Source organism: Mycobacterium sp. 852002-51971_SCH5477799-a (genome assembly GCF_001667145.1).
Classification (GTDB): Bacteria; Actinomycetota; Actinomycetes; order Mycobacteriales; family Mycobacteriaceae; genus Mycobacterium.
This window is the reverse complement of the sequence record NZ_LZIF01000106.1, coordinates 1-18469: the sequence shown is the minus strand read 5'-3', so window position 1 is coordinate 18469 and position 18469 is coordinate 1. Positions and strand designations below refer to the sequence as shown.

Here is an 18469-nt window from a genome sequence, read left to right as displayed (position 1 = left end):
CGATCACCGCTAGTCGATCACCACCAAGAGGTCGCCGCCCTCCACCTGTGCGGTCTGCGCGACCGCGATTCGGGCGACCTTTCCGGCCTTCGGGGTGGTGACGGCCGCCGCCATCTTCATCGCTTCGATCGTCGCGATCGTCTGGCCGGCTTCGACTTCCTCGCCGACGTCGGCGGTCACCGTCACGACGCCGGCAAAGGGCGCGGCGATCTGATCCGGGTTGGCGCGATCGGCCTTCTCGGCGGCGGGCACGTCCGAGGCGATGCTGCGATCCCGCACCACGACGGGCCGTAGCTGACCGTTGAGGATACACATCACGGTGCGCATGCCGCGTTCGTCGGCATCCGAGACGGCCTCCAAGCCGATCAACAGCTCCACACCGCGCTCCAGCTCGACGCGGTGTTCATCCCCGTGGCGCAATCCGTAGAAGAACTGGTTGGCGCTCAGCCGAGAGGTGTCCCCGTACTGTTCGCGATGGTCCTCGAGTTCCTTGGTGGGCCCGGGGAACAGCAGCCGGTTCAGCGCCGCCTGCCGCTCGACGCCCGGGGCGGCCAACGCCTTCTCGTCGTCGGCGGACAGCGCCTGCTCCGGCTTCGCCGGGCCGCGCCCCTCCAATGCCTTGGTGCGCAACGGCTCGGGCCAACCGCCCGGTGGGTCACCGAGTTCTCCGCGCAGGAAGCCGATCACCGAATCCGGGATGTCATACCGAGCGGGGTCGTCGGCGAAGTCTTGGGCGCTGACGCCAGCGCCGACCAACGCCAGCGCCAGGTCACCGACCACCTTGCTGGACGGGGTGACCTTGACCAGGTGGCCGAGGATCGCATCGGCTCCGGCGTAGGCGTTTTCGATGTCCTCGAACCTGTCACCGAGTCCCAGCGCGATGGCTTGCTGGCGCAGGTTCGACAGCTGGCCGCCCGGAATCTCGTGGTTATACACCCGTCCTGTCGGGGCGGGAAGCCCGGATTCAAACGGCGCGTACACCTTTCGCAGCGCCTCCCAATATGGCTCCAGATCGCAGACGGCCGGCAGCGATAACCCGGTGTCGTAGGTCGTGTTCGCTGCGGCGGCCACGATCGACGACAGCGCGGGCTGGCTGGTGGTTCCCGCGAGGGGGGCAGCGGCACCGTCGACGGCGTCGGCCCCGGCGTGCCAGGCCGCCACGTAGCTCGCCAGCTGGCCACCCGGGGTGTCGTGGGTATGCACGTGCACCGGCAGGTCGAATCGGGACTTGAGCGCCGAGACCAGCGTCGCCGCCGCCGGCGCACGCAGCAGCCCGGCCATGTCCTTGATCGCCAGCACATGGGCACCCGCGTCGACGATCTGTTCGGCCAGCTTCAGGTAATAGTCGAGCGTGTACAGCTTTTCGGCCGGATCACTGAGATCGCCGGTGTAGGACATCGCCACCTCGGCCACCGCCGCCCCGGTTTCCCGCACGGCGTCGATGGCCGGTCGCATCGAGTCGACGTTGTTCAACGCATCGAAGATCCGGAAGATATCGATGCCGGTCGCCGTCGCTTCCTCGACGAACGCCGTGGTGACGGTCTCCGGATAGGGCGTGTATCCGACGGTGTTGCGCCCGCGCAGCAGCATCTGCAGGCAGATGTTGGGCAACGCCTCGCGCAGCGTTGCCAGCCGCTCCCACGGATCCTCCTTCAGAAACCGCAGCGCCACATCGTAAGTCGCCCCGCCCCAGCATTCGATCGACAACAGTTGCGGTGTGGTCCGCGCGATGTAGGGCGCCACCTTGATCAGGCCGCTGGTGCGGACCCGCGTGGCGAGCAGGGATTGGTGCGCGTCGCGGAACGTGGTATCGGTGACGCCGACGCCGCGCGACTCGCGTAACCACGCCGCAAAGCGCTCCGGCCCGAGCTCGGCCAGCCGCTGCTTGGAACCGGCCGGGGGATCCGCCGACAGATCGATGTCGGGCAGCTTGTCGTGCGGGTAGACCGCCGACGGACGCTCACCGTGCGGCTTGTTGACGGTCACGTCGGCCAGGTAGTTGAGAATTTTGGTGCCGCGGTCAGCGGAGCTGCGCGCGGTGAGCAGCTTCGGGCGCTCCTCGATGAACGACGTCGTGATACGGCCGGCCTGAAAATCCGGATCGTCCAGGACCGCTTGCAGGAATGGGATATTCGTCGAGACGCCGCGGATCCGGAACTCCGCGACGGCGCGTCGGGCCCGGCGCACCGCGGTCGCGAAGTCGCGGCCCCGGCAGGTCAGCTTGATCAGCATCGAGTCGAAGTGGGCGCTGATGTCGGCGCCCAGCGTCGTGCCGCCGTCCAACCGGATTCCCGCGCCGCCGGGTGTTCGGTAGGCGGTGATCCGGCCGGTGTCCGGACGGAAACCGTTCGCCGGATCTTCGGTGGTGATCCGGCACTGCAACGCCGCGCCATGCGGAACCACCGAATCCTGGCTCAGGCCAATGTCTTCCAGGCTCTGCCCCCCGGCGATCCGCAGCTGTGCCGACACCAGGTCGACATCGGTGATCTCCTCGGTCACCGTGTGTTCCACCTGGATGCGGGGATTCATCTCGATGAACACATGATTGCCGCGCTCATCGAGCAGGAATTCCACGGTGCCCGCACAGGTATAGCCGATGCTTCGCGCGAATGCCACCGCGTCCGCGCAGATCTGTTGGCGCAGTTCAGGATCAAGGCCGAGAGCGGGGGCGATCTCGATGACCTTCTGGTGGCGGCGCTGCACGCTGCAGTCCCGCTCGTAGAGGTGCATGACGTTGCCCTGTGTGTCGGCCAGGATCTGCACCTCGATGTGACGCGGGTTGATCACCGCCTGCTCGAGAAACACCGAGGCATCCCCGAACGCGGACTCGGCCTCACGGCTGGCCGCCTCGATCGCCTCCGGCAGCGACGCGGCCTCGGCCACCCGGCGCATCCCGCGTCCGCCGCCGCCGGCGACCGCCTTGACAAACAGTGGAAACGTCATCGACTCGGCGGCCGCCAGCAGTTCATCCACGGACGTCGAGGGCGCCGAGGAAGCCAGCACCGGAAGACCCGCCTCCCGCGCCGCCGCGATCGCCCGCGACTTGTTGCCCGTGAGCTCGAGCACTTCTGCACTCGGGCCGACGAAGGTGATGTCCGCCGCCGCGCACGCCGCCGCCAGGTCGGGATTCTCCGACAAGAAGCCATAGCCGGGGTAGATCGCGTCCGCTCCGCACGCCTGTGCCGTCGCGACGATGTCGTCGACCGACAGGTAAGCGCGGACCGGGTGGCCCTCCTCACCGATCTGGTAGGACTCGTCGGCCTTCAGCCGATGCACGGAATTGCGGTCCTCGTATGGGTAGACCGCGACCGTGCCGATCTCCAGCTCATAGGCGGCGCGGAACGCGCGGATCGCAATCTCGCCGCGATTGGCGACAAGTACTTTCGCAAACACGGTGTTTACGATAGAGCGCGTTGCGGAGGTCCGACATACTCGCTCAGCGGACGGATCAGCGCGTTGGACGCGGTCTGCTCCATGACGTGCGCCGTCCACCCGGTGATCCGGCTCATCACGAAGATCGGCGTGAAGATGCCGATGTCAAAGCCCATCAGGTAATAGGCCGGTCCGGTCGGGAAGTCCAAGTTGGGTTTGATGCCGTTGCCCTTGGCCATCCCCATCTCCAGAACTTCGTAGATGTCGAGCCACTTCTGGCCGTCGCGCGCGGCGGCGACCCGTTTGAGGGCCTCCTTCATGGTCGGCACCCGCGAGTCACCGTTCTTGTACACCCGGTGGCCGAAGCCCATGATCTTGTCTTTGCGATCCAGCTTGCCCCGCAGCCATTCTGCGGCCTTGTCCGCGGTGCCGATCTCGAGCATGTCGTGCATGACGGCCTCGTTGGCGCCGCCGTGCAGCGGGCCCTTGAGCGCGCCGATAGCGGCGGTGACCGAACTGTAGATGTCGGATTGGGTGGAGGTAACCACCCGGGCGGCGAAGGTCGATGCGTTGAAGCTGTGCTCGGCGTAGAGGATCATCGACTGCTCGAAGGCGTCCATCACCACCTGCTCGGGCACATCGCCGAAGCACATGTGCAGGAAGTTCTGCGCATAGTTCATGTGGCTGTGCGGGGCGATGGGGTCCAGGCCGCGCCGGCGGCGCATGTCGGCGGCGACGATGGTGGGCAACAGCGCGAACATTCGCATCGCCTTGGCATAGTTGGCCGCCGGACTGCTGTCGTCCTCGTCCGGATCCTCGGCCCCCATCGAACTGATGAAGGTGCGCACCACGTCCATCGGGTGGCAGGTCTCGGGCAACTTGGCCAACAACGACAGCTGGGATCGGTTCAGTCGGCGGGACGCGCGTTCCCGCTGGGAGAACAGCGCAAGCTGTTGGTCGTCGGGAAGCTCGCCGTGCCACAGCAAGTAGGCAACCTGTTCGAAGCTGCACTTCGCCGCCAGGTCCTGCACCGCGTACCCACGGTAGGTGAGGGAGTTGGTTTCCGGAACGACCTTGGAGATGGCGGTGGTGTCGACGACGACACCGGCCAGGCCCTTGTAGATGCGGGGCTGGTTGTCTTCGACGGTGCTCATTGCACGACTCCTTGCGCGAAGTTGTAGATGTCGGAATCGAATTGGCTGTAATCGGCGTAGCGCAGCAGCTCGTAAAGCCGGTTGCGGAGTTGCATGCGGTCTAAGAGCCCGGCTTGCGTTCCCGCGTCCGCGATTTCACGTAGGCCGGCCTCGACGGCGTGCATGGCCAACCGCAGCGTGGTCACCGGGTAGATCACCACGTTGTAGCCGATGTCGGACAGCTGCCGGGCGCTCAAGAGCTCCGACTTACCGAACTCGGTCATGTTGGCCAGCAACGGTGTGTCCACGGCGGCCCGGAACCGCTCGAATTCGCTTGGTGTGTGCAGGGCTTCGGTGAAGATCAGGTCGGCGCCCGCCTCGGCGTAGGCCTTCGCACGGTCGATCGCGGCGGGGATCCCCTCGATCGCGGCGGCGTCGGTGCGAGCGCAGATGATGAAATTTGGGTCCCGCCGGGCGGCCACGGCAGCGCGCAGGCGTTTGATCATCTCGCCGGCAGGCACGACGGCCTTTCCGTCGAGATGCCCGCACCGCTTGGGGTTTTGCTGGTCCTCCAAATGGCAGCCGGCCAGCCCGGCATCCTCCAGCACGGTCACGGTGCGCGCCGCGCTCATCGGTTCCCCGAAGCCGGTGTCGGCATCGATCAGGGTGGGCAGGTCGGTGACCGAGGCGATCTGTGCTCCGCGCGCGCTGACTTCGGTCAGGGTGGTCAGGCCGATGTCGGGCAGGCCGAGGTCGGCCGACAGCACCGCCCCGGACACGTACACGCCGTCGAACCCGAGCTCGGCGACCAGCTTGGCCACCAGTGGCGAGAAGGCGCCCGGAAATCGTTGCAAGCGACCACTTTTCAACGAGGCGCGAAATTGGTCCCGCTTGGTTGCCGCCGGCACGGAGCTGCCGATCAATCCACTCATCAGAAGATCCCCGAGGCAACAGTGGGCGCATTGTCGAGCACCAGCGGATCGACCGTGATGTTGAGCGCACCCAGAGCGCCCGCCTGCAGGTCCGGAAGGGCCTCGGCCGCTGAGAGGAACCGCCGCTGCTCGGTGTCGCTGACCACACCCTGGGCCAGTTCGGTGAACTTTCCGATGTACTGCTTGCGCTTGAACGGCCGGGCCCCCAGCGGGTGCGCGTCGGCGACCGCGATCTCGTCAACGATGACCTCACCGTTCTTCAGGGTGACTTCGGCACGGGCGCCGAACGCCTTCGACGCGGGGTCCGCGGCGTGGTAGCGCCGGGTCCATTCGGGATCTTCGACCGTCGAGATCTTGCGCCACAGCTCGATGGTGTCGGGCCGGTGGGCCCGCTCCGGCGCGTAAGACCTTTCGTGATGCCAGGTTTGGTCCTGCAGCGCGACCGCGAAGATGTACATCACGGAATGGTCCAGCGTCTCGCGAGAGGCATCCGGGTCGAACTTCTGCGGGTCGCCCGCTCCAGTGCCGATCACGTAGTGGGTGTGATGGCTGGTGTGCAGCACGATCGTCGCGACCTGCTCCAGATCGCCGATACTCTCGCGCATCCGGCGGGCGAGGTCGATCAGCGCCTGACTCTGGTATTCGGCGGAATGCTCCTTGGTGTAACTGTCCAGGATCGCGCGCTTGGGCTCACCGGGCTCGGGCAGCGGCACCTGGTAGGTGTGGTCGGGTCCCGAGAGCAGCCAGGCGATTACGCCGTCCTCTCCCTCCCAGATGGGGGCGGGTGCGCCCTCACCGCGCATGGCGCGGTCAACAGCTTCAATAGCGACTTTGCCGGCCCAGGCGGGCGCGTACGCCTTCCAGCTGGAGATCAGGCCCTTGCGAGACTGTCGGGTGGAGGTGGTCAAGTGCAGCGCCTGACCGATGGCCTGGTAGATGGTCTCCTTGTCGAGATGCAACATGGTGCCCAGGCCGGCGGCCACCGACGGGCCCAAATGCGCGACATGGTCAACCTTGTGCTCGTGCAAGCAGATTCCTTTGGCCAGATCGATGTGGACCTCGTAGCCGGTGGCGATGCCGCGGATCAGGTCGGCCCCGCTGATCCCGAGGTGCTGGGCCACGGCGACCAGCGGGGGGATGTTGTCACCCGGGTGGGAGTATTCGGCGGCCAGGAAGGTGTCGTGAAAGTCAAGTTCGCGCACGGCGACGCCGTTGGCCCAGGCCGCCCACTCCGGTGAGTAGTCGCCCTGGATCCCGAAAACCTTGGCGCCCTTGGACGGGTGCGCCCGCGCCTGAGCGCGGGCGGCGGCGACCGGACGACGGGTGACCGACGCGGCCGAGACCGCGGCGTTGTCGATGACGCGGTTGATCACCATCGCCTCGGTGTCCGCGAGCACGGCGACTGGGTCCGCTGCGACCTCGGCGATCTTCCAGGCCAGGTGCTCCTCGCGGGGGAAGTCATCGGCGCTGCGTCGGGTTCGAACGTCGTGGATCCGCATAACTCGCACAGTACGCAGAGTGGCAGCGGGGGTAAATGGCCTGTAAAAGCGTAATCATGCGTTCTTGGCCGCGAGATTTTGCGAATCTTGCGTAAGGGCGAGGCGTACTGTGTGACGGGTGGCGAAGACGTTCGCCGGCGCACGGTTACGGCGTTTGCGCGAGGAAAAGGGGCTGACCCAGGTGGCGCTGGCGCGCGTCTTGGGCTTATCGACCAGCTACGTCAATCAACTGGAAAACGATCAGCGTCCGATCACCGTCCCGGTGCTGCTCACCCTCACGGATCGGTTCGACTTGCCCACGCATTATTTTGCGCCGGAGTCGGACGCTCGCTTGGTCTCGGACCTGCGCGAAGTTCTGGCCGATACGTCTGCCACGCCCGCGCAAGTCGAGGAGCTGGTCGCCCGCATGCCGTCGGTGGGTCAGACGTTGGTCAATCTGCACCGCCGGTTGCACGACACCACCGCCGACCTCGAAGCCCTGCACAGTCACGCCAATGTCGACACCTCGACGCCGTCGCAACAGCCAATGCCTTTCGAAGAGGTCCGAGACTTTTTCTACGACCGCAAGAACTACATCGGAGAACTGGACGTCGCGGCCGAAAACCTATTCGACGAGAACCGTTTGCGCATCGGCGGTCTCGACGGTCAGCTCGCGGAGTTACTCGCCGCCAAGCTGGGCGTAACGGTGGTAATCGACGACGGCCAAACGTTGGATCCCAACTCCAAGCGTCTGTATGCGCCCGAATCGAAGACCTTGTATTTGGCCCGGTGGCTGCACCCCGGCCAGCGCGCCTTTCAACTCGCCACCCAGACCGCCTTGCTCACCCAGGACAGGTTGATCACCGGCATCATCGCCGGCGACGATCAGCTCAGTGACGATGCACGCGGCGTGGCCCGCATCGGTCTGGCCAACTATTTCGCCGGTGCACTACTGTTGCCCTACCTGAGATTTCTCGATACCGCCGGGCGTGTCCGCTATGACATCGACCAGCTGGCAAGGCGATTCGAGGTAGGGTTCGAAACCGTCTGTCACCGGCTGTCCACCCTGCAACGCCCCAGCGCCCGCGGTGTGCCGTTCATCTTTGTCCGCACCGACAGCGCGGGGAACATCTCGAAACGTCAGTCCGCCACGGCATTTCACTTTTCCCGTGTCGGCGGGAACTGTCCGCTGTGGGTGGTCCACCACGCCTTTTCCCGGCCCGGACAGTTCCTGACGCAGGTCGCGCGGATGCCCGACGAGCGCACCTACTTCTGGATCGCCAGAACCACGACTAGCGAGCCGAGCCGTTATCTCGGTCCGGACAAGACCTTCGCCATCGGACTGGGCTGCGACGTCGCCCATGCCGAGAAACTCATCTACTCCGTCGGGATCGATCCGACCAACGTCGAGTCGATTGTGCCGATCGGCGCGGGCTGCAAGATATGCGACCGGCCCGCTTGTCCGCAACGCGCGTTCCCCTACCTCGGTCGCCCGGTGCGTGTCGACCCGCACAGCAGCACGGATCTGCCGTATCCGCCGGTGATTACGGCCTGAGCAGGCCCGGCCGGCCTCGCGCTGTGCGGCAACATCCCGTAGGGCGGCATCGGCCTAGCGGCGACCCCTACCCAACATCCATCGCACTTTTTGAAATGCGAACGGTGTCGCCAGCAGCCCCAGGGCCAGGCAGGCGGTTCCCATGCCGACGAGCGATAGCGATCCCCGGTGAGCGCCATCCCAGACGGCGAAGGCGCCGCACGCGGGAAGAAAGACCATGCCGACCACCAGCTTGACGGACTCGCGGGCACCGGCCTCCTTCCCGTTGGCGTGTCGGGGCGGCTTGCCGGCGTGCGCGGCGTCGGCCGTGTAAAGCACTTTGATGGCGATGTAAATCCCGAGAGCCATCGTGATCCAGCCGATGAACGGCAGGGCCGCTGCTCTGCGGATGTCGTGCGGCGGCGGGTTGAACGCCATGAGCGCGCCGCTGACCATCCATGCCGACCCGAGCAGAAACACAGCGAGACGACGCCCCACCCGATGAGTATGCGGTGGGTGCTCGGGCGATGTCCACGGATCTGCCCACATTCGGCCGCCGGTCGCGGTCTTGACGGCGCCCGCGACGTAATGTTCCAGTGAGCCATGCACGGGATCGGGGTGACCGCATGCCCAGGGTAGCGATACTCGATGACTACGCCGGCGTGGCCTTGCAGGTTGCCGACTGGTCACCGGTGCAAAAGCGGGCCGAGGTAACCGTTTTCGACCGCCACCTTGCCGAGGACGAGGCCGCGGATGCGTTGCGGCCGTTCGACGTGGTGTGCACCCTGCGAGAGCGCATGGCGTTTCCGCGGACCTTGATCGAGCAGCTGCCGGACTTGAAGCTGATCACGATCGTCGGCAGGAGTCTGCCGAACCTGGACATGGCCGCGGCCAGCGAGCACTCGATTCTGGTGGCGCATTCGGATTTTGCCCATCCCCGATTCAGGTCCATGCGCGACGCCACGCCGGAATTGGCGTGGGGACTGATGATTGCGACGGTGCGCAATCTCGCCGACGAGCATCGCAACATGCGTGCCGGCGGGTGGCAGGCCAGCGCGGGTATGACCCTGGCCGGCAAGACCCTGGGGCTGCTCGGTCTGGGCAGAGTCGGTAGGCGCATGGCCGAATACGCCAGGGTTTTTGGCATGGACGTCATTGCGTGGAGCCAGAATCTCACCGAGGACGCCGCCTCGAGCGTTGGCGCGCGCCAGGTCGATAAAGCCACGCTGTTCGAATCCTCGGATGTGGTCTCGATTCACCTGGTGCTGTCGGAACGCACCGTAGGACTGGTCGGCGAAGCCGAGCTGGCTTCGATGAAGCCCAGCGCCTACTTGATCAACACCTCCCGGGGCCCGATCGTCGACGAGGCGTCCCTGCTGGACGCGCTGGAAGCCGGGCGCATCGCCGGCGCCGGGCTGGACGTCTACGACACCGAGCCGCTGCCGAAAGACCATCGGCTGCGGTTGCTTCCGAACGTGACGCTGTCTCCCCATCTGGGGTACGTCACGCGCGAAATGCTGGGTGCCTTTTATTTGGACACGGTGGAATCAGTGGTGGCCTGGCTGGACGGGACGCCCATCCGGATCGCCAATCCCGAAGTGGTGCCGCGGCGCTGAGCGAATTCACCTTCGCTTCCAGTGCGGACTTTTGACCGCTTCCAGCGCTTCGGTGACGTAACGATCCAGTGGCCGTGGTTTCCCGGACTGTCGCACCCATTGCTGGAAGGCGAAATCAGCGGCCGCGAAGGCGAGTTGAACCAGCAGACCCGGACGGATATCGGCCTCGGGTTCGGCGCCCATCCGTTCGGCGATGAGCTTGGTCGCTCGCTCCTTATCCGCCGGCCGGTGGACGGTGACCTTGTCGAGTAGGTCGGGGACGACCAGCAGGGCCCCGCGCCATTCTTCGGTGTCGGTCGGCTCGAAGGAGCGGGTCCGCGTGATGATGGCGTTGACCAGGGCGACGTCGGGTGACTCGGCGGCGGGCCGTCTCTCGAGGAGATTGACGATCGCGGCGCCGCCGTACCGCACGGGCGCAAGGAGAAGCTCTTCCTTCGCTGGAACATGCCGGAAGAACGTGCGTGGGGAAACGCCTGCGGCCGTGGCAATTTCCTCGGTGGTCACCGCGTCGTACCCGCGCTCGACGAACAAGCGAAACGCCGCGCGCCGGATTTCGGCCCGGATCTGTGCGCGCTGCCGGTCGCGGAGCGAGACCGGTCTGCTGGGAAAGGTCATCGGAAGCAGCCGATTCCGCCATCGACGTGAATGGTCTGTCCGGTGATGAAGGTGGCGTCATCGCCGAGTAGGAACGCCACCAGCGCGCCCACGTCGGTGCGGACGTCTCCTATGCGCTTCATCGGAACCCGCCCCACGGCCTTGTCGTACTCCTTGGGCGCGAACGATTTCCAGAACTTCACGCCGTCTGATTCGGCGAAGGGGCAGATGACATTGACGCGAATGTTGTCGCGCCCCCATTCCAGTGCGGCCACCTTCGACAGCCCGCGGATGCCTTCCTTGGCGGCGGCGTAGCCGCCCCACTTAGGCTCGCCGCCGGTGCCCGTCCCCGAACCGAGGTTCACGATGGACCCGCCGCCGGCCTCGACCATCAATGGGTGCACGGCCTGCATCAGCAGAAACGTCGCGCGGGGGCCGACGTCATAGCCGAGGGCCAGGTCTTCGGTGGTGATGTCCACGAACGCCTTGGGCTCGTTGGTGGCGATGGCGTTGTTGACCAGGCCGTGCACCGTGCCGAAGGCGCTGACCGCCGCGGCCGCGATCAGCTGGGCGCTGTCCGGGTCACGCAGATCGGCGACGAACTGTTCCACCCGTCCGATCGCCTTGAGTTCGGTGGTGGTGCTGTCCAAAACCTCTTCCTGGATGTCGACCACCAGCACCTGCGCGCCGCGTTCGAGCAGCGCGGTGGCTACTCCCTTTCCGACGCCTTGGGCGGCACCCGTGACGATCGCGACGTGGCCGCGCATCGAATCAGGGTGGCTGTAGCTCATCTGGCCGGTCCCGTCCGCAGCCGCCCGCCCCGATGCAGTTCGTAGGTGCTCCGCACCCCGTCGGGCAGTTCGATGAACTCGGCCGGCGTCCCGTCCGGGTCGCTGACGAAAAACATTCGAACGCTGCCGATTTCGAAGGGATCCTGGACGGGGGTGTAGCCGGCGCCGATGACACGGTTGTCGAGCACACTCTTGTCCGTCATGGCATCCTCGCGGCGAGTCCGGGAGCCGGACGCCCGGCGAACAACGGCAAGTCGAGATAGGTCTTGATACCCGGCTGGGCGGCACAGACGTCGGGAATCGCGTTGATGCAATGGTTGGCTGTGACCACGACGCCCGGATTCTTCAGCAAGCCTTCCGCGATCGTCTCCGGCTGCAGACCCTTGAAGGTGAGGCTTACGTCGGGGTCGCCGGTGATCTCCACCTCGAAGCGCTCGCCCCGCCCGCCGAAATTCCAGGCCGGATCCAGATTCTCCTCACCCATCAGCCAGTTGACCGCCGCGGTGATGACCGGCTCGCCATCCACGAGCGCCTGCCAGCGGAACTGGCGTGCGGCCACGGTGCCGGTCGTGATCGGGAAGGGGTCGTAGTCGATGTCGGCGGTCGCGACGGCGACGTCCTGAATGGTTCTGATGTTGGGATCGATGCGAAACCCCATGTGCTCGGCGATCATTCGCACCGACTGCTTGAAGCCCGCTTCGAGCAGGCCGGCCATGGGCCCTTCAGTGGCTTCCTCGGGGGTACCGCCGAATCCCATGATGTGGCGTACCACGTCCGGTGCGTTATAGGTGCGGATGTCGGAGAACTCTTCGGCACGAACGTGCGTGATCGCCGACGACAGCGAGGACACCATGAGCGGGAACCGCTCGGTGATACCGCCGGGGTGGATGCCCGAACCATGCAGCGTCACACCGTTTTCCGTCGCGGCCTCGGCGACGGCCCGGTGACGCTTGTTATTCGGATCGGGATAGACCCAGCCAACGGGTGTGACCACGTTCTTGCCCGAGCGCAGGATGGCGATCACTTCGTCGTCGTTCGGTATCAGCGGGCTGTACATGACGCAGTCGGCGTCCAGCGCCAGTATCTCGTCGATGCTGGTGGTGGCGGTGACGCCGAGTTCGTCTGTACCGATGATCCGACCGACGTCGACACCGTTCTTGTCCGCGCTGTGCACCCAACACCCCACCAGCTCCAACTGTGGGTGATTGATGATGCACCCGATCGCCGCCTTCCCCACGCCCCCGGTGGCCCACTGGATGACACGGAGTTTGGCTGGGCTACCCATCATCGACCTCCCGGACGGTGCGCGGTTTATACGGCGAATGGAATGGCAGGCTATGACTTGGTGACAGTGACTGTCAACAATGGACGGTTTGTGAGAGGGTGTGTTGATGAGCGTCCTCGACGGCAAGATCGCGATCGTCACCGGCACCAGCCGCGGCGTGGGCGTGGGCATCGCCCATGAACTGCTGCGCGCCGGTGCGACCGTGATCGGCTGCTCGCGGTCACCGCTCGACACCATTCCCGGCATCGAACCGGACTGGGCGGACCGCGCGTGTCAGAAGGTGTGCGATCAGGGTGACTATCGCTCGATCGACGCGTTCGTCGCCGACGTCGTGGCCACCCACGGTCGGGTCGACATTCTGGTGAACAATGCCGGAGGGACCGTTCCGGCGCCGCATGCGGAGCGCATTCCCGAACTGGTGCAACGCATTCAGGGCGCGCCCGCCGACGACGACGAATACGCGCGCACGGCCCTATTTCATGCGTTCGCCGTGCAGATGAACCTCATCAGCCCGCTGTGGTTCGCGATCCGTGCCTATCGGCAGATGCAAACCCAGCAAGGCGTCGGCTGCATCATCAACATCTCCAGCGGCGCCGGACATCCGGCGGGATCACCAACCCTGGTCTCCTACGGTGCGGCCAAAAGCGGTCTCAACCACCTCACCCGCTCGCTGGCCGAAGAGTGGGGACCCACGGTGCGGGTCAACTGCATCGCCCTCGGGCCGACGATGACGGAGAACTTCCGATCATTCGTGCTACCCAAGGACGACCCCGATGGCGCAAAGTATTTCGCCGCTGTCCCGTTGCGCCGCGCCGGCGAGCCCGCCGAAATCGGGCGGGTGTGCGTTTTTCTCGCCGGCGGACAGGCCGACTTCGTCAACGGCACCACCATTGAATGCGACGGAGGGATGCTGCCCGGCGTGCTCTATGAAGCGGGCTTGAAGACCATCACGGATCTGCTGTAACTACGCCCTGCAAATGTTTAGAAACAAACCAGCGCAAGGAGATTCACATGAGTGGCTTGGAGCCGACGCCCGAGCAATTCGCCGCGCTCGCGGCGCGACCGGCTGATGCGCCGGTGGTAATGGTCAACCTGTTGAAATTCAAGCCCGAGGGCGGCCTTCAGAGCTACGTGCAATACGGCCAAGAAGTGGTTCCACATCTGCAACGCGTGGGCGCCACCCTGCGCTATGCCGGGGGAGCGCCGTCGGTGGTGATCGGCGATGGCGAACAGCCCTGGTGGGATGCGATTCTCATCGTCGAGTACCCAACCCCGCAGGCCTTCATCGACATGGTGACGACCCAGGAGTACGCCAAGGTGCACCAGCACCGCGCCGCCGGGCTGGACCGCGGAGATCTGATCGCGACCTCAACATGGTCGGTCGTGACCCAATGATCTGACGGCGGTCCAATTGCGCGATAGCTTTCCGGATCAGTCCGAAGTGGGTCTAATAGGTGGATGGAACTGATAAAGCCCACCGACGCGATCTTTCTCCTGGGAGAATCTCGCGAACATCCCATGCACGTCGGAGGCTTGCAGTTGTTCGAGGCCCCGCCGGGCGCCGGCCGCGGCTTCGCTGGTGAGCTCTACAAGAGCCTTGCCGCTCAGCTGGATTTCCAGCCCACGTTCCGCAAGCATCCCGCGAGCTTTGTCGGCGGAATCGCTAACCTGGGCTGGTCGTACGACGACGAGGTCGACATCAACTACCACGTCCGGCGCTCGGCGCTGCCGTCGCCGAAGCGGGTCCGCGAGCTGCTCGAGCTCACCTCGCGGTGGCACAGCACCCTGCTGGACCGTCACCGCCCGCTGTGGGAGACGCACATCGTCGAAGGTCTGAAAGACGGCCGGTTCGCTATCTACACCAAAGTGCACCACGCATTGATCGACGGTGTCTCCGCGCAGAAGCTGATGCAGCGCGCATTGACCACCGACCCCGAGGACCCCGAGATTCGCGCCCCGTGGACGCTGCGTAGACCCAAGCGTAAGTCCAGTCCAACGTCTCCATTGACCTCATTGGCCCGCGCAGCGGGATCCCTTGCGGCACTGGCTCCCTCAACGATTGGACTGGCGCGTGCGGCGCTGTTCGAGCAGCAACTGACGTTGCCTTTCGGGGCACCGAAGACAATGTTGAACGTCAAGATCGGCGGCGCCCGCCGGTGCGCTGCGCAGTCCTGGTCACTGGACCGCATCAAGAACGTGAAGAGGGCGGCGGGGGTCACGGTGAACGACGTCGTCTTGGCAATGTGCTCGGGCGCCCTGCGCTACTACCTGCTCGAGCAGGACGCGCTGCCGGACAACCCGCTGATCGCGATGGTCCCGGTAAGCCTGCGCACCGAGGAAGAGGCCGACGCCGGGGGCAACCTGGTCGGAGCCATTCTGTGCAACCTGGCGACCGACGCCGATGATCCCGCGCAGCGTCTGCTGACCATCAGCGACTCGATGCGCAGCAACAAGAAGGTGTTCTCCCAGTTGCCGCGGTTCCAGGCACTGGCGCTGTCGGCCGTCAATACGTCAGCGTTGGCGCTGGCGGCGGTCCCGGGCTGGGTGTCTTCGACATCACCGCCGTTCAACATCATCATCTCGAACGTGCCGGGCCCGACGCAGCCGATCTACTACGGTGGTGCCCGGCTCGACGGCAACTACCCGTTGTCGATAGCGCTGGATGGTCAAGCGCTGAACATCACCCTGGCCAGCAACGCCGGCAATCTGGACTTCGGTCTGGTCGGATGCCGGCGCAGCGTGCCCCACCTGCAACGGCTGCTCGCGCACTTGGAGTCCTCGCTCAAAGATCTGGAACTCGCTGTGGGAGCATAGGACTCGATGGCCAAACTGAGCGCGGGTGTGATGTTGTACCGGACCTGCGACAGTGTCGTCGAGGTCTTGGTCGCGCATCCGGGCGGGCCATTCTGGGCGCGTAAAGATGACGGCGCGTGGTCGATCCCGAAAGGCGAGTACACCGACGGGGAGGATCCCTGGGCGGCCGCGCAGCGTGAGTTCTCCGAGGAGCTGGGGTTGCCGGTCCCGGCGGGGCCCCGCATCGACCTCGGTCAGCTCAAGCAATCCGGCGGCAAGGTTGTGACCGTCTACGCCGTCCACAGCGACCTCGACATCACCGACACGCGCAGCAACACCTTCGAATTGGAGTGGCCAAAAGGATCGGGGAGGCTGCGGAAGTTTCTGGAGGTCGATCGCGTGGGCTGGTTCGCGGTGGCGACCGCGCGGATCAAATTGCTCAAAGGTCAGCACGGCTTTCTCGATCGCTTGATGGCGGATCCGGGCCTGGCCGGACTATCCGAAGGGACGTGACGTGCGAACGCTGCGAACACCGGACGACCGGTTTGGCGGTGTCCCCGATTTCCCTTGCCCGCCACTGTATTGCGACGTGTCGCCCAGGGGATCGACCACCCAGTGATCAACGACGCCCGGGCATTTCGTGCAGGAGGACGCCGGAGCGGAACTGGCCGGCCACATCGTGGAGTTCTTGCGCCGCTGAATAGGGCGCTGCCGGGACGCGGGCACAATGTCAGGATGACGACAGCGCCTGCCGAGACCACGAAACCCGACGAATTGTTGGTACGTCTATTGGACCCGGCGGTCCGTGCCGACCCCTACCCGCTGTTCGCGCAGTTTCGTGAGTGCGGGTTGTTCGCCCTGCCGGAGGGCAACCTCGCGGTGTTCTCGACCTACCGTGACTGTGACGGCGCCCTACGCCACCCGTCGTCGAGCAACGACCGGTCCAAGTCGACGGCCGCCCGCGCGCAGATCGAGGAACAGACCCGCCAGCTCATCGAGGCCGGTGCCGAGGCGCCGGCCCCGGCCCCGCCGGGGTTCCTGTTTCTGGACCCGCCGGACCACACCCGGCTGCGCAAACTGGTCAGCAAGGCGTTCGCGCCCAAGGTGGTGAATGCGCTGCAGGCCGACATCACCGCGCTGATAGACGGGTTGCTCGACCGGATCGCCGAAACGGGGCGGTTCGAAGTCGTCGAAGACCTCGCCTATCCACTGCCGGTGGCGGTCATCTGCCGGCTGCTCGGCGTGCCCATCGCGGACGAACCGCAATTCAGCCGGGTATCCGCGCTGCTGGCGCAATCACTGGACCCGTTCGTCGCCTTCACCGGTACGCCGTCGGACAACCTGAAAGAGCGGATGGCCGCCGGCACGTGGTTGCGCGCCTACCTGCACGGACTGATCGACCGGCGACGCTCGCAGCCCGGCGACGACCTGATGTCCGGACTGATCGCCGTGGAAGAGTCGGGCGACCATCTGACTGCGGAGGAGATCGTTTCCACGTGCGTTTTGTTGCTGGTCGCCGGCCACGAAACCACGGTGAACCTGATCGGCAACGCGGTCCTGGCGATGCTGCGCCAACCGTCGCAGTGGACCGCGCTGGGCGCCGACGCCAACCGTGCCCCCGCGGTCATCGAGGAAACGTTGCGCTATGACCCGCCGGTGCAGATGATCGCCCGAACCGCCGGCGACGACATGACGATTGGCGGCATCGAGGTACCGGCGGGCGACATCATGATGTTGCTGACGGCCGCCGCCCAGCGGGATCCCGCCGAATATGACCGCCCCGACGTCTTCGACCCGGATCGGAAGGCGCCGCGGCACTTAGGATTTGGTCGCGGCGCGCATTACTGCCTGGGTGCGCCACTGGCCCGGATTGAAGCCGGGGTGGCCCTGTCGGCGGTGACGGCGCGTTTCCCGAACGCCCGATTGGACGGTGAGCCTCAGTACAAACCCAATGTCACGCTGCGCGGCCTATCGCAGCTCATGGTCAGGGTCTAATCCCGTTCCCACGGCGGGCTTTCATCCATCTTTCGGTAGTACTTCGCCAAGTGGCTCTTGATCCGATCGACATCGGACTTGGGCACGTCGATACCGCCGCGCGCCCCGTCCATGATCGCGCCAGCCGCCATCACACCGCGTGGCACGGCCTTCAGGTCGCCGTCGATGACGTCGGCGATCAGCAGCTTGTAAGCCGTGAAGTTGTCCTTCTTGTCGCCGTCGTACCAGACGTGCGCGTCGCGGTATTTCTGGTTGGGGCCATCCTGCGCGTCGGCCCAGTTACGCACCCGCTTTTCGGCCGCGTCCCCGTCCCACTTGCGGTCGCGATCGGCCAGCGGCAGGTCTTGAAAGGCTGTGACTGACATGGTTGCCGCGTGCCCTCTTCGGATGCCGATCAAACGCGGCCAAACCGTATGTTCGCAGTCGCGTAAGCGGTAGCGTCGTTGACGGGAGGCAACCATGAAGCGCCACATCGTTTCAGGATTAGCCGGCCTACTGATGGCCGCGGAGCTGGTCGCCGCAGCGCCGCCGGCAAGCGCCGGTTGTGTGTACGGGGGGCCCGTCCTCAGCAAGTGCGACGGACCCGTCCAGCCGGACGGCACATGGCAACGCTGTGTGGCAGTCACCCAATTCGTTCCCCATGGCGCCAGTTCTTACCTCGTGCCCGAGAATCACTGCGATCTGATGGGTCCCGATCAGCATCCGGCGGATCTCAGCTTCGCCGACCCGCCGACGCACATCGACGGCTGAGTGGATCGCTGTCTCATCATTCGGGGTTAGCAATCGTCACGGCGTAGTTTTGTCGTACTCCGCTGCGATGATCAGGTTATGTCGTTGACCGCATCGCTTCCCGTGGTGGTGAGCCCTGGTGAGCGCCTGGAGGTGTTGTTCGAGGAGTTGGCGGAGTTGGCCGGTCAGCGTAATGCGATTGATGGGCGCATCGTGG

At 65.4% G+C, this 18469-nt stretch carries 18 protein-coding genes and 1 pseudogene; 9 read left to right on the top strand and 10 right to left on the bottom strand.

Annotation, left to right across the window (positions count from 1 at the left end):
* Nucleotides 1-9: 9 nt before the first annotated feature.
* The 4 genes from A5753_RS15775 to prpD are packed head-to-tail and all read right to left on the bottom strand — an operon-like array spanning nt 10 to nt 6936.
* Nucleotides 10-3393, bottom strand: coding sequence for a pyruvate carboxylase (locus tag A5753_RS15775; RefSeq protein WP_067129819.1), 3384 nt, complete (start codon nt 3391-3393; stop codon nt 10-12).
* Nucleotides 3394-3398: 5 nt separating this feature from the next.
* Entirely contained in the window at nt 3399-4526 is a 1128-nt protein-coding gene (locus tag A5753_RS15770) for a bifunctional 2-methylcitrate synthase/citrate synthase (RefSeq protein WP_067129816.1), read from the bottom strand.
* The gene (prpB, locus tag A5753_RS15765; RefSeq protein WP_067129813.1) at nt 4523-5437 is read right to left on the bottom strand and encodes a methylisocitrate lyase; all 915 of its coding nucleotides are present in this window, start codon (nt 5435-5437) and stop codon (nt 4523-4525) included. Before prpB ends, A5753_RS15770 begins: the two co-directional genes overlap by 4 nt.
* Nucleotides 5437-6936, bottom strand: coding sequence for a 2-methylcitrate dehydratase PrpD (gene prpD, locus A5753_RS15760; RefSeq protein WP_067129810.1), 1500 nt, complete (start codon nt 6934-6936; stop codon nt 5437-5439). Before prpD ends, prpB begins: the two co-directional genes overlap by 1 nt.
* A 118-nt stretch (nt 6937-7054) precedes the next feature.
* Here prpD and A5753_RS15755 point away from each other — a divergent pair, with 118 nt between their 5' ends.
* Nucleotides 7055-8470, top strand: a complete 1416-nt coding sequence (locus A5753_RS15755; RefSeq protein ID WP_067129807.1) for a short-chain fatty acyl-CoA regulator family protein — start codon at nt 7055-7057, stop codon at nt 8468-8470.
* A gap of 54 nt (nt 8471-8524) precedes the next feature.
* Here A5753_RS15755 and A5753_RS15750 read toward each other — a convergent pair whose 3' ends face one another.
* Complete coding sequence (locus A5753_RS15750; RefSeq protein ID WP_156656126.1) at nt 8525-8947, bottom strand: hypothetical protein; 423 nt, start codon at nt 8945-8947, stop codon at nt 8525-8527.
* A gap of 128 nt (nt 8948-9075) precedes the next feature.
* Between A5753_RS15750 and A5753_RS15745 the strand changes: the two genes are divergently transcribed.
* Nucleotides 9076-10065, top strand: coding sequence for a D-2-hydroxyacid dehydrogenase family protein (locus tag A5753_RS15745; protein WP_067129801.1), 990 nt, complete (start codon nt 9076-9078; stop codon nt 10063-10065).
* 6 nt (nt 10066-10071) lie between these two features.
* Here A5753_RS15745 and A5753_RS15740 read toward each other — a convergent pair whose 3' ends face one another.
* Genes A5753_RS15740 through A5753_RS15725 form a run of 4 tightly spaced genes read right to left on the bottom strand, consistent with a single transcriptional unit; the run spans nt 10072 to nt 12735 of the window.
* Nucleotides 10072-10680, bottom strand: a complete 609-nt coding sequence (locus tag A5753_RS15740) for a TetR/AcrR family transcriptional regulator (protein WP_067129799.1) — start codon at nt 10678-10680, stop codon at nt 10072-10074.
* Complete coding sequence (locus tag A5753_RS15735) at nt 10677-11450, bottom strand: SDR family NAD(P)-dependent oxidoreductase (protein ID WP_067129796.1); 774 nt, start codon at nt 11448-11450, stop codon at nt 10677-10679. The genes A5753_RS15740 and A5753_RS15735 overlap by 4 nt, the downstream gene beginning before the upstream one ends.
* Entirely contained in the window at nt 11447-11653 is a 207-nt protein-coding gene (locus A5753_RS15730; RefSeq protein WP_067129793.1) for a lactoylglutathione lyase, read from the bottom strand. The genes A5753_RS15735 and A5753_RS15730 overlap by 4 nt, the downstream gene beginning before the upstream one ends.
* Nucleotides 11650-12735, bottom strand: a complete 1086-nt coding sequence (locus A5753_RS15725) for a dihydrodipicolinate reductase (RefSeq protein ID WP_067129790.1) — start codon at nt 12733-12735, stop codon at nt 11650-11652. The genes A5753_RS15730 and A5753_RS15725 overlap by 4 nt, the downstream gene beginning before the upstream one ends.
* 106 nt (nt 12736-12841) lie before the next feature.
* On the opposite strand from A5753_RS15725, the gene A5753_RS15720 reads away from it, so the two are divergent.
* From A5753_RS15720 to A5753_RS15700, 6 genes and pseudogenes are all read left to right on the top strand, one after another.
* On the top strand, nt 12842-13699 hold the full coding sequence (locus A5753_RS15720; RefSeq protein WP_067129783.1) for an SDR family oxidoreductase: 858 nt from the start codon (nt 12842-12844) through the stop codon (nt 13697-13699).
* Nucleotides 13700-13746: 47 nt separating this feature from the next.
* Entirely contained in the window at nt 13747-14130 is a 384-nt protein-coding gene (locus A5753_RS15715; RefSeq protein WP_067129780.1) for a DUF1330 domain-containing protein, read from the top strand.
* Nucleotides 14131-14193: 63 nt separating this feature from the next.
* A complete protein-coding gene (locus A5753_RS15710) occupies nt 14194-15549 on the top strand; it encodes a wax ester/triacylglycerol synthase family O-acyltransferase (protein WP_067129778.1) in 1356 nt (451 codons plus the stop codon).
* Nucleotides 15550-15555: 6 nt separating this feature from the next.
* Nucleotides 15556-16041, top strand: coding sequence for an NUDIX domain-containing protein (locus tag A5753_RS15705; RefSeq protein ID WP_067129774.1), 486 nt, complete (start codon nt 15556-15558; stop codon nt 16039-16041).
* Between the two features lie 75 nt (nt 16042-16116).
* A pseudogene (locus A5753_RS24385) lies at nt 16117-16228 on the top strand (haloalkane dehalogenase); the annotation flags it as partial.
* 35 nt (nt 16229-16263) lie between these two features.
* On the top strand, nt 16264-17523 hold the full coding sequence (locus A5753_RS15700; protein ID WP_067129772.1) for a cytochrome P450: 1260 nt from the start codon (nt 16264-16266) through the stop codon (nt 17521-17523).
* On the opposite strand, the gene A5753_RS15695 is transcribed toward A5753_RS15700, so the two are convergent.
* Complete coding sequence (locus A5753_RS15695) at nt 17520-17888, bottom strand: hypothetical protein (RefSeq protein WP_067129770.1); 369 nt, start codon at nt 17886-17888, stop codon at nt 17520-17522. The genes A5753_RS15700 and A5753_RS15695 overlap by 4 nt on opposite strands.
* A 94-nt stretch (nt 17889-17982) precedes the next feature.
* Between A5753_RS15695 and A5753_RS15690 the strand changes: the two genes are divergently transcribed.
* Nucleotides 17983-18273, top strand: a complete 291-nt coding sequence (locus A5753_RS15690) for a hypothetical protein (protein WP_067129768.1) — start codon at nt 17983-17985, stop codon at nt 18271-18273.
* Nucleotides 18274-18469 lie beyond the last annotated feature (196 nt).

Coding starts and splice junctions, on each gene's coding strand:
- A5753_RS15720 (WP_067129783.1), top strand. CDS start 12,842: ATGAGCGTCCTCGACGGCAAGATCGCGATCGTCACCGGCACCAGCCGC.
- A5753_RS15745 (WP_067129801.1), top strand. CDS start 9,076: ATGCCCAGGGTAGCGATACTCGATGACTACGCCGGCGTGGCCTTGCAG.
- A5753_RS15735 (WP_067129796.1), bottom strand. CDS start 11,450: ATGAGCTACAGCCACCCTGATTCGATGCGCGGCCACGTCGCGATCGTC.
- A5753_RS15725 (WP_067129790.1), bottom strand. CDS start 12,735: ATGGGTAGCCCAGCCAAACTCCGTGTCATCCAGTGGGCCACCGGGGGC.
- A5753_RS15710 (WP_067129778.1), top strand. CDS start 14,194: ATGGAACTGATAAAGCCCACCGACGCGATCTTTCTCCTGGGAGAATCT.
- A5753_RS15695 (WP_067129770.1), bottom strand. CDS start 17,888: ATGTCAGTCACAGCCTTTCAAGACCTGCCGCTGGCCGATCGCGACCGC.
- prpD (WP_067129810.1), bottom strand. CDS start 6,936: ATGCGGATCCACGACGTTCGAACCCGACGCAGCGCCGATGACTTCCCC.
- prpB (WP_067129813.1), bottom strand. CDS start 5,437: ATGAGTGGATTGATCGGCAGCTCCGTGCCGGCGGCAACCAAGCGGGAC.
- A5753_RS15715 (WP_067129780.1), top strand. CDS start 13,747: ATGAGTGGCTTGGAGCCGACGCCCGAGCAATTCGCCGCGCTCGCGGCG.
- A5753_RS15700 (WP_067129772.1), top strand. CDS start 16,264: ATGACGACAGCGCCTGCCGAGACCACGAAACCCGACGAATTGTTGGTA.
- A5753_RS15740 (WP_067129799.1), bottom strand. CDS start 10,680: ATGACCTTTCCCAGCAGACCGGTCTCGCTCCGCGACCGGCAGCGCGCA.
- A5753_RS15730 (WP_067129793.1), bottom strand. CDS start 11,653: ATGACGGACAAGAGTGTGCTCGACAACCGTGTCATCGGCGCCGGCTAC.
- A5753_RS15705 (WP_067129774.1), top strand. CDS start 15,556: ATGGCCAAACTGAGCGCGGGTGTGATGTTGTACCGGACCTGCGACAGT.
- A5753_RS15770 (WP_067129816.1), bottom strand. CDS start 4,526: ATGAGCACCGTCGAAGACAACCAGCCCCGCATCTACAAGGGCCTGGCC.
- A5753_RS15690 (WP_067129768.1), top strand. CDS start 17,983: ATGAAGCGCCACATCGTTTCAGGATTAGCCGGCCTACTGATGGCCGCG.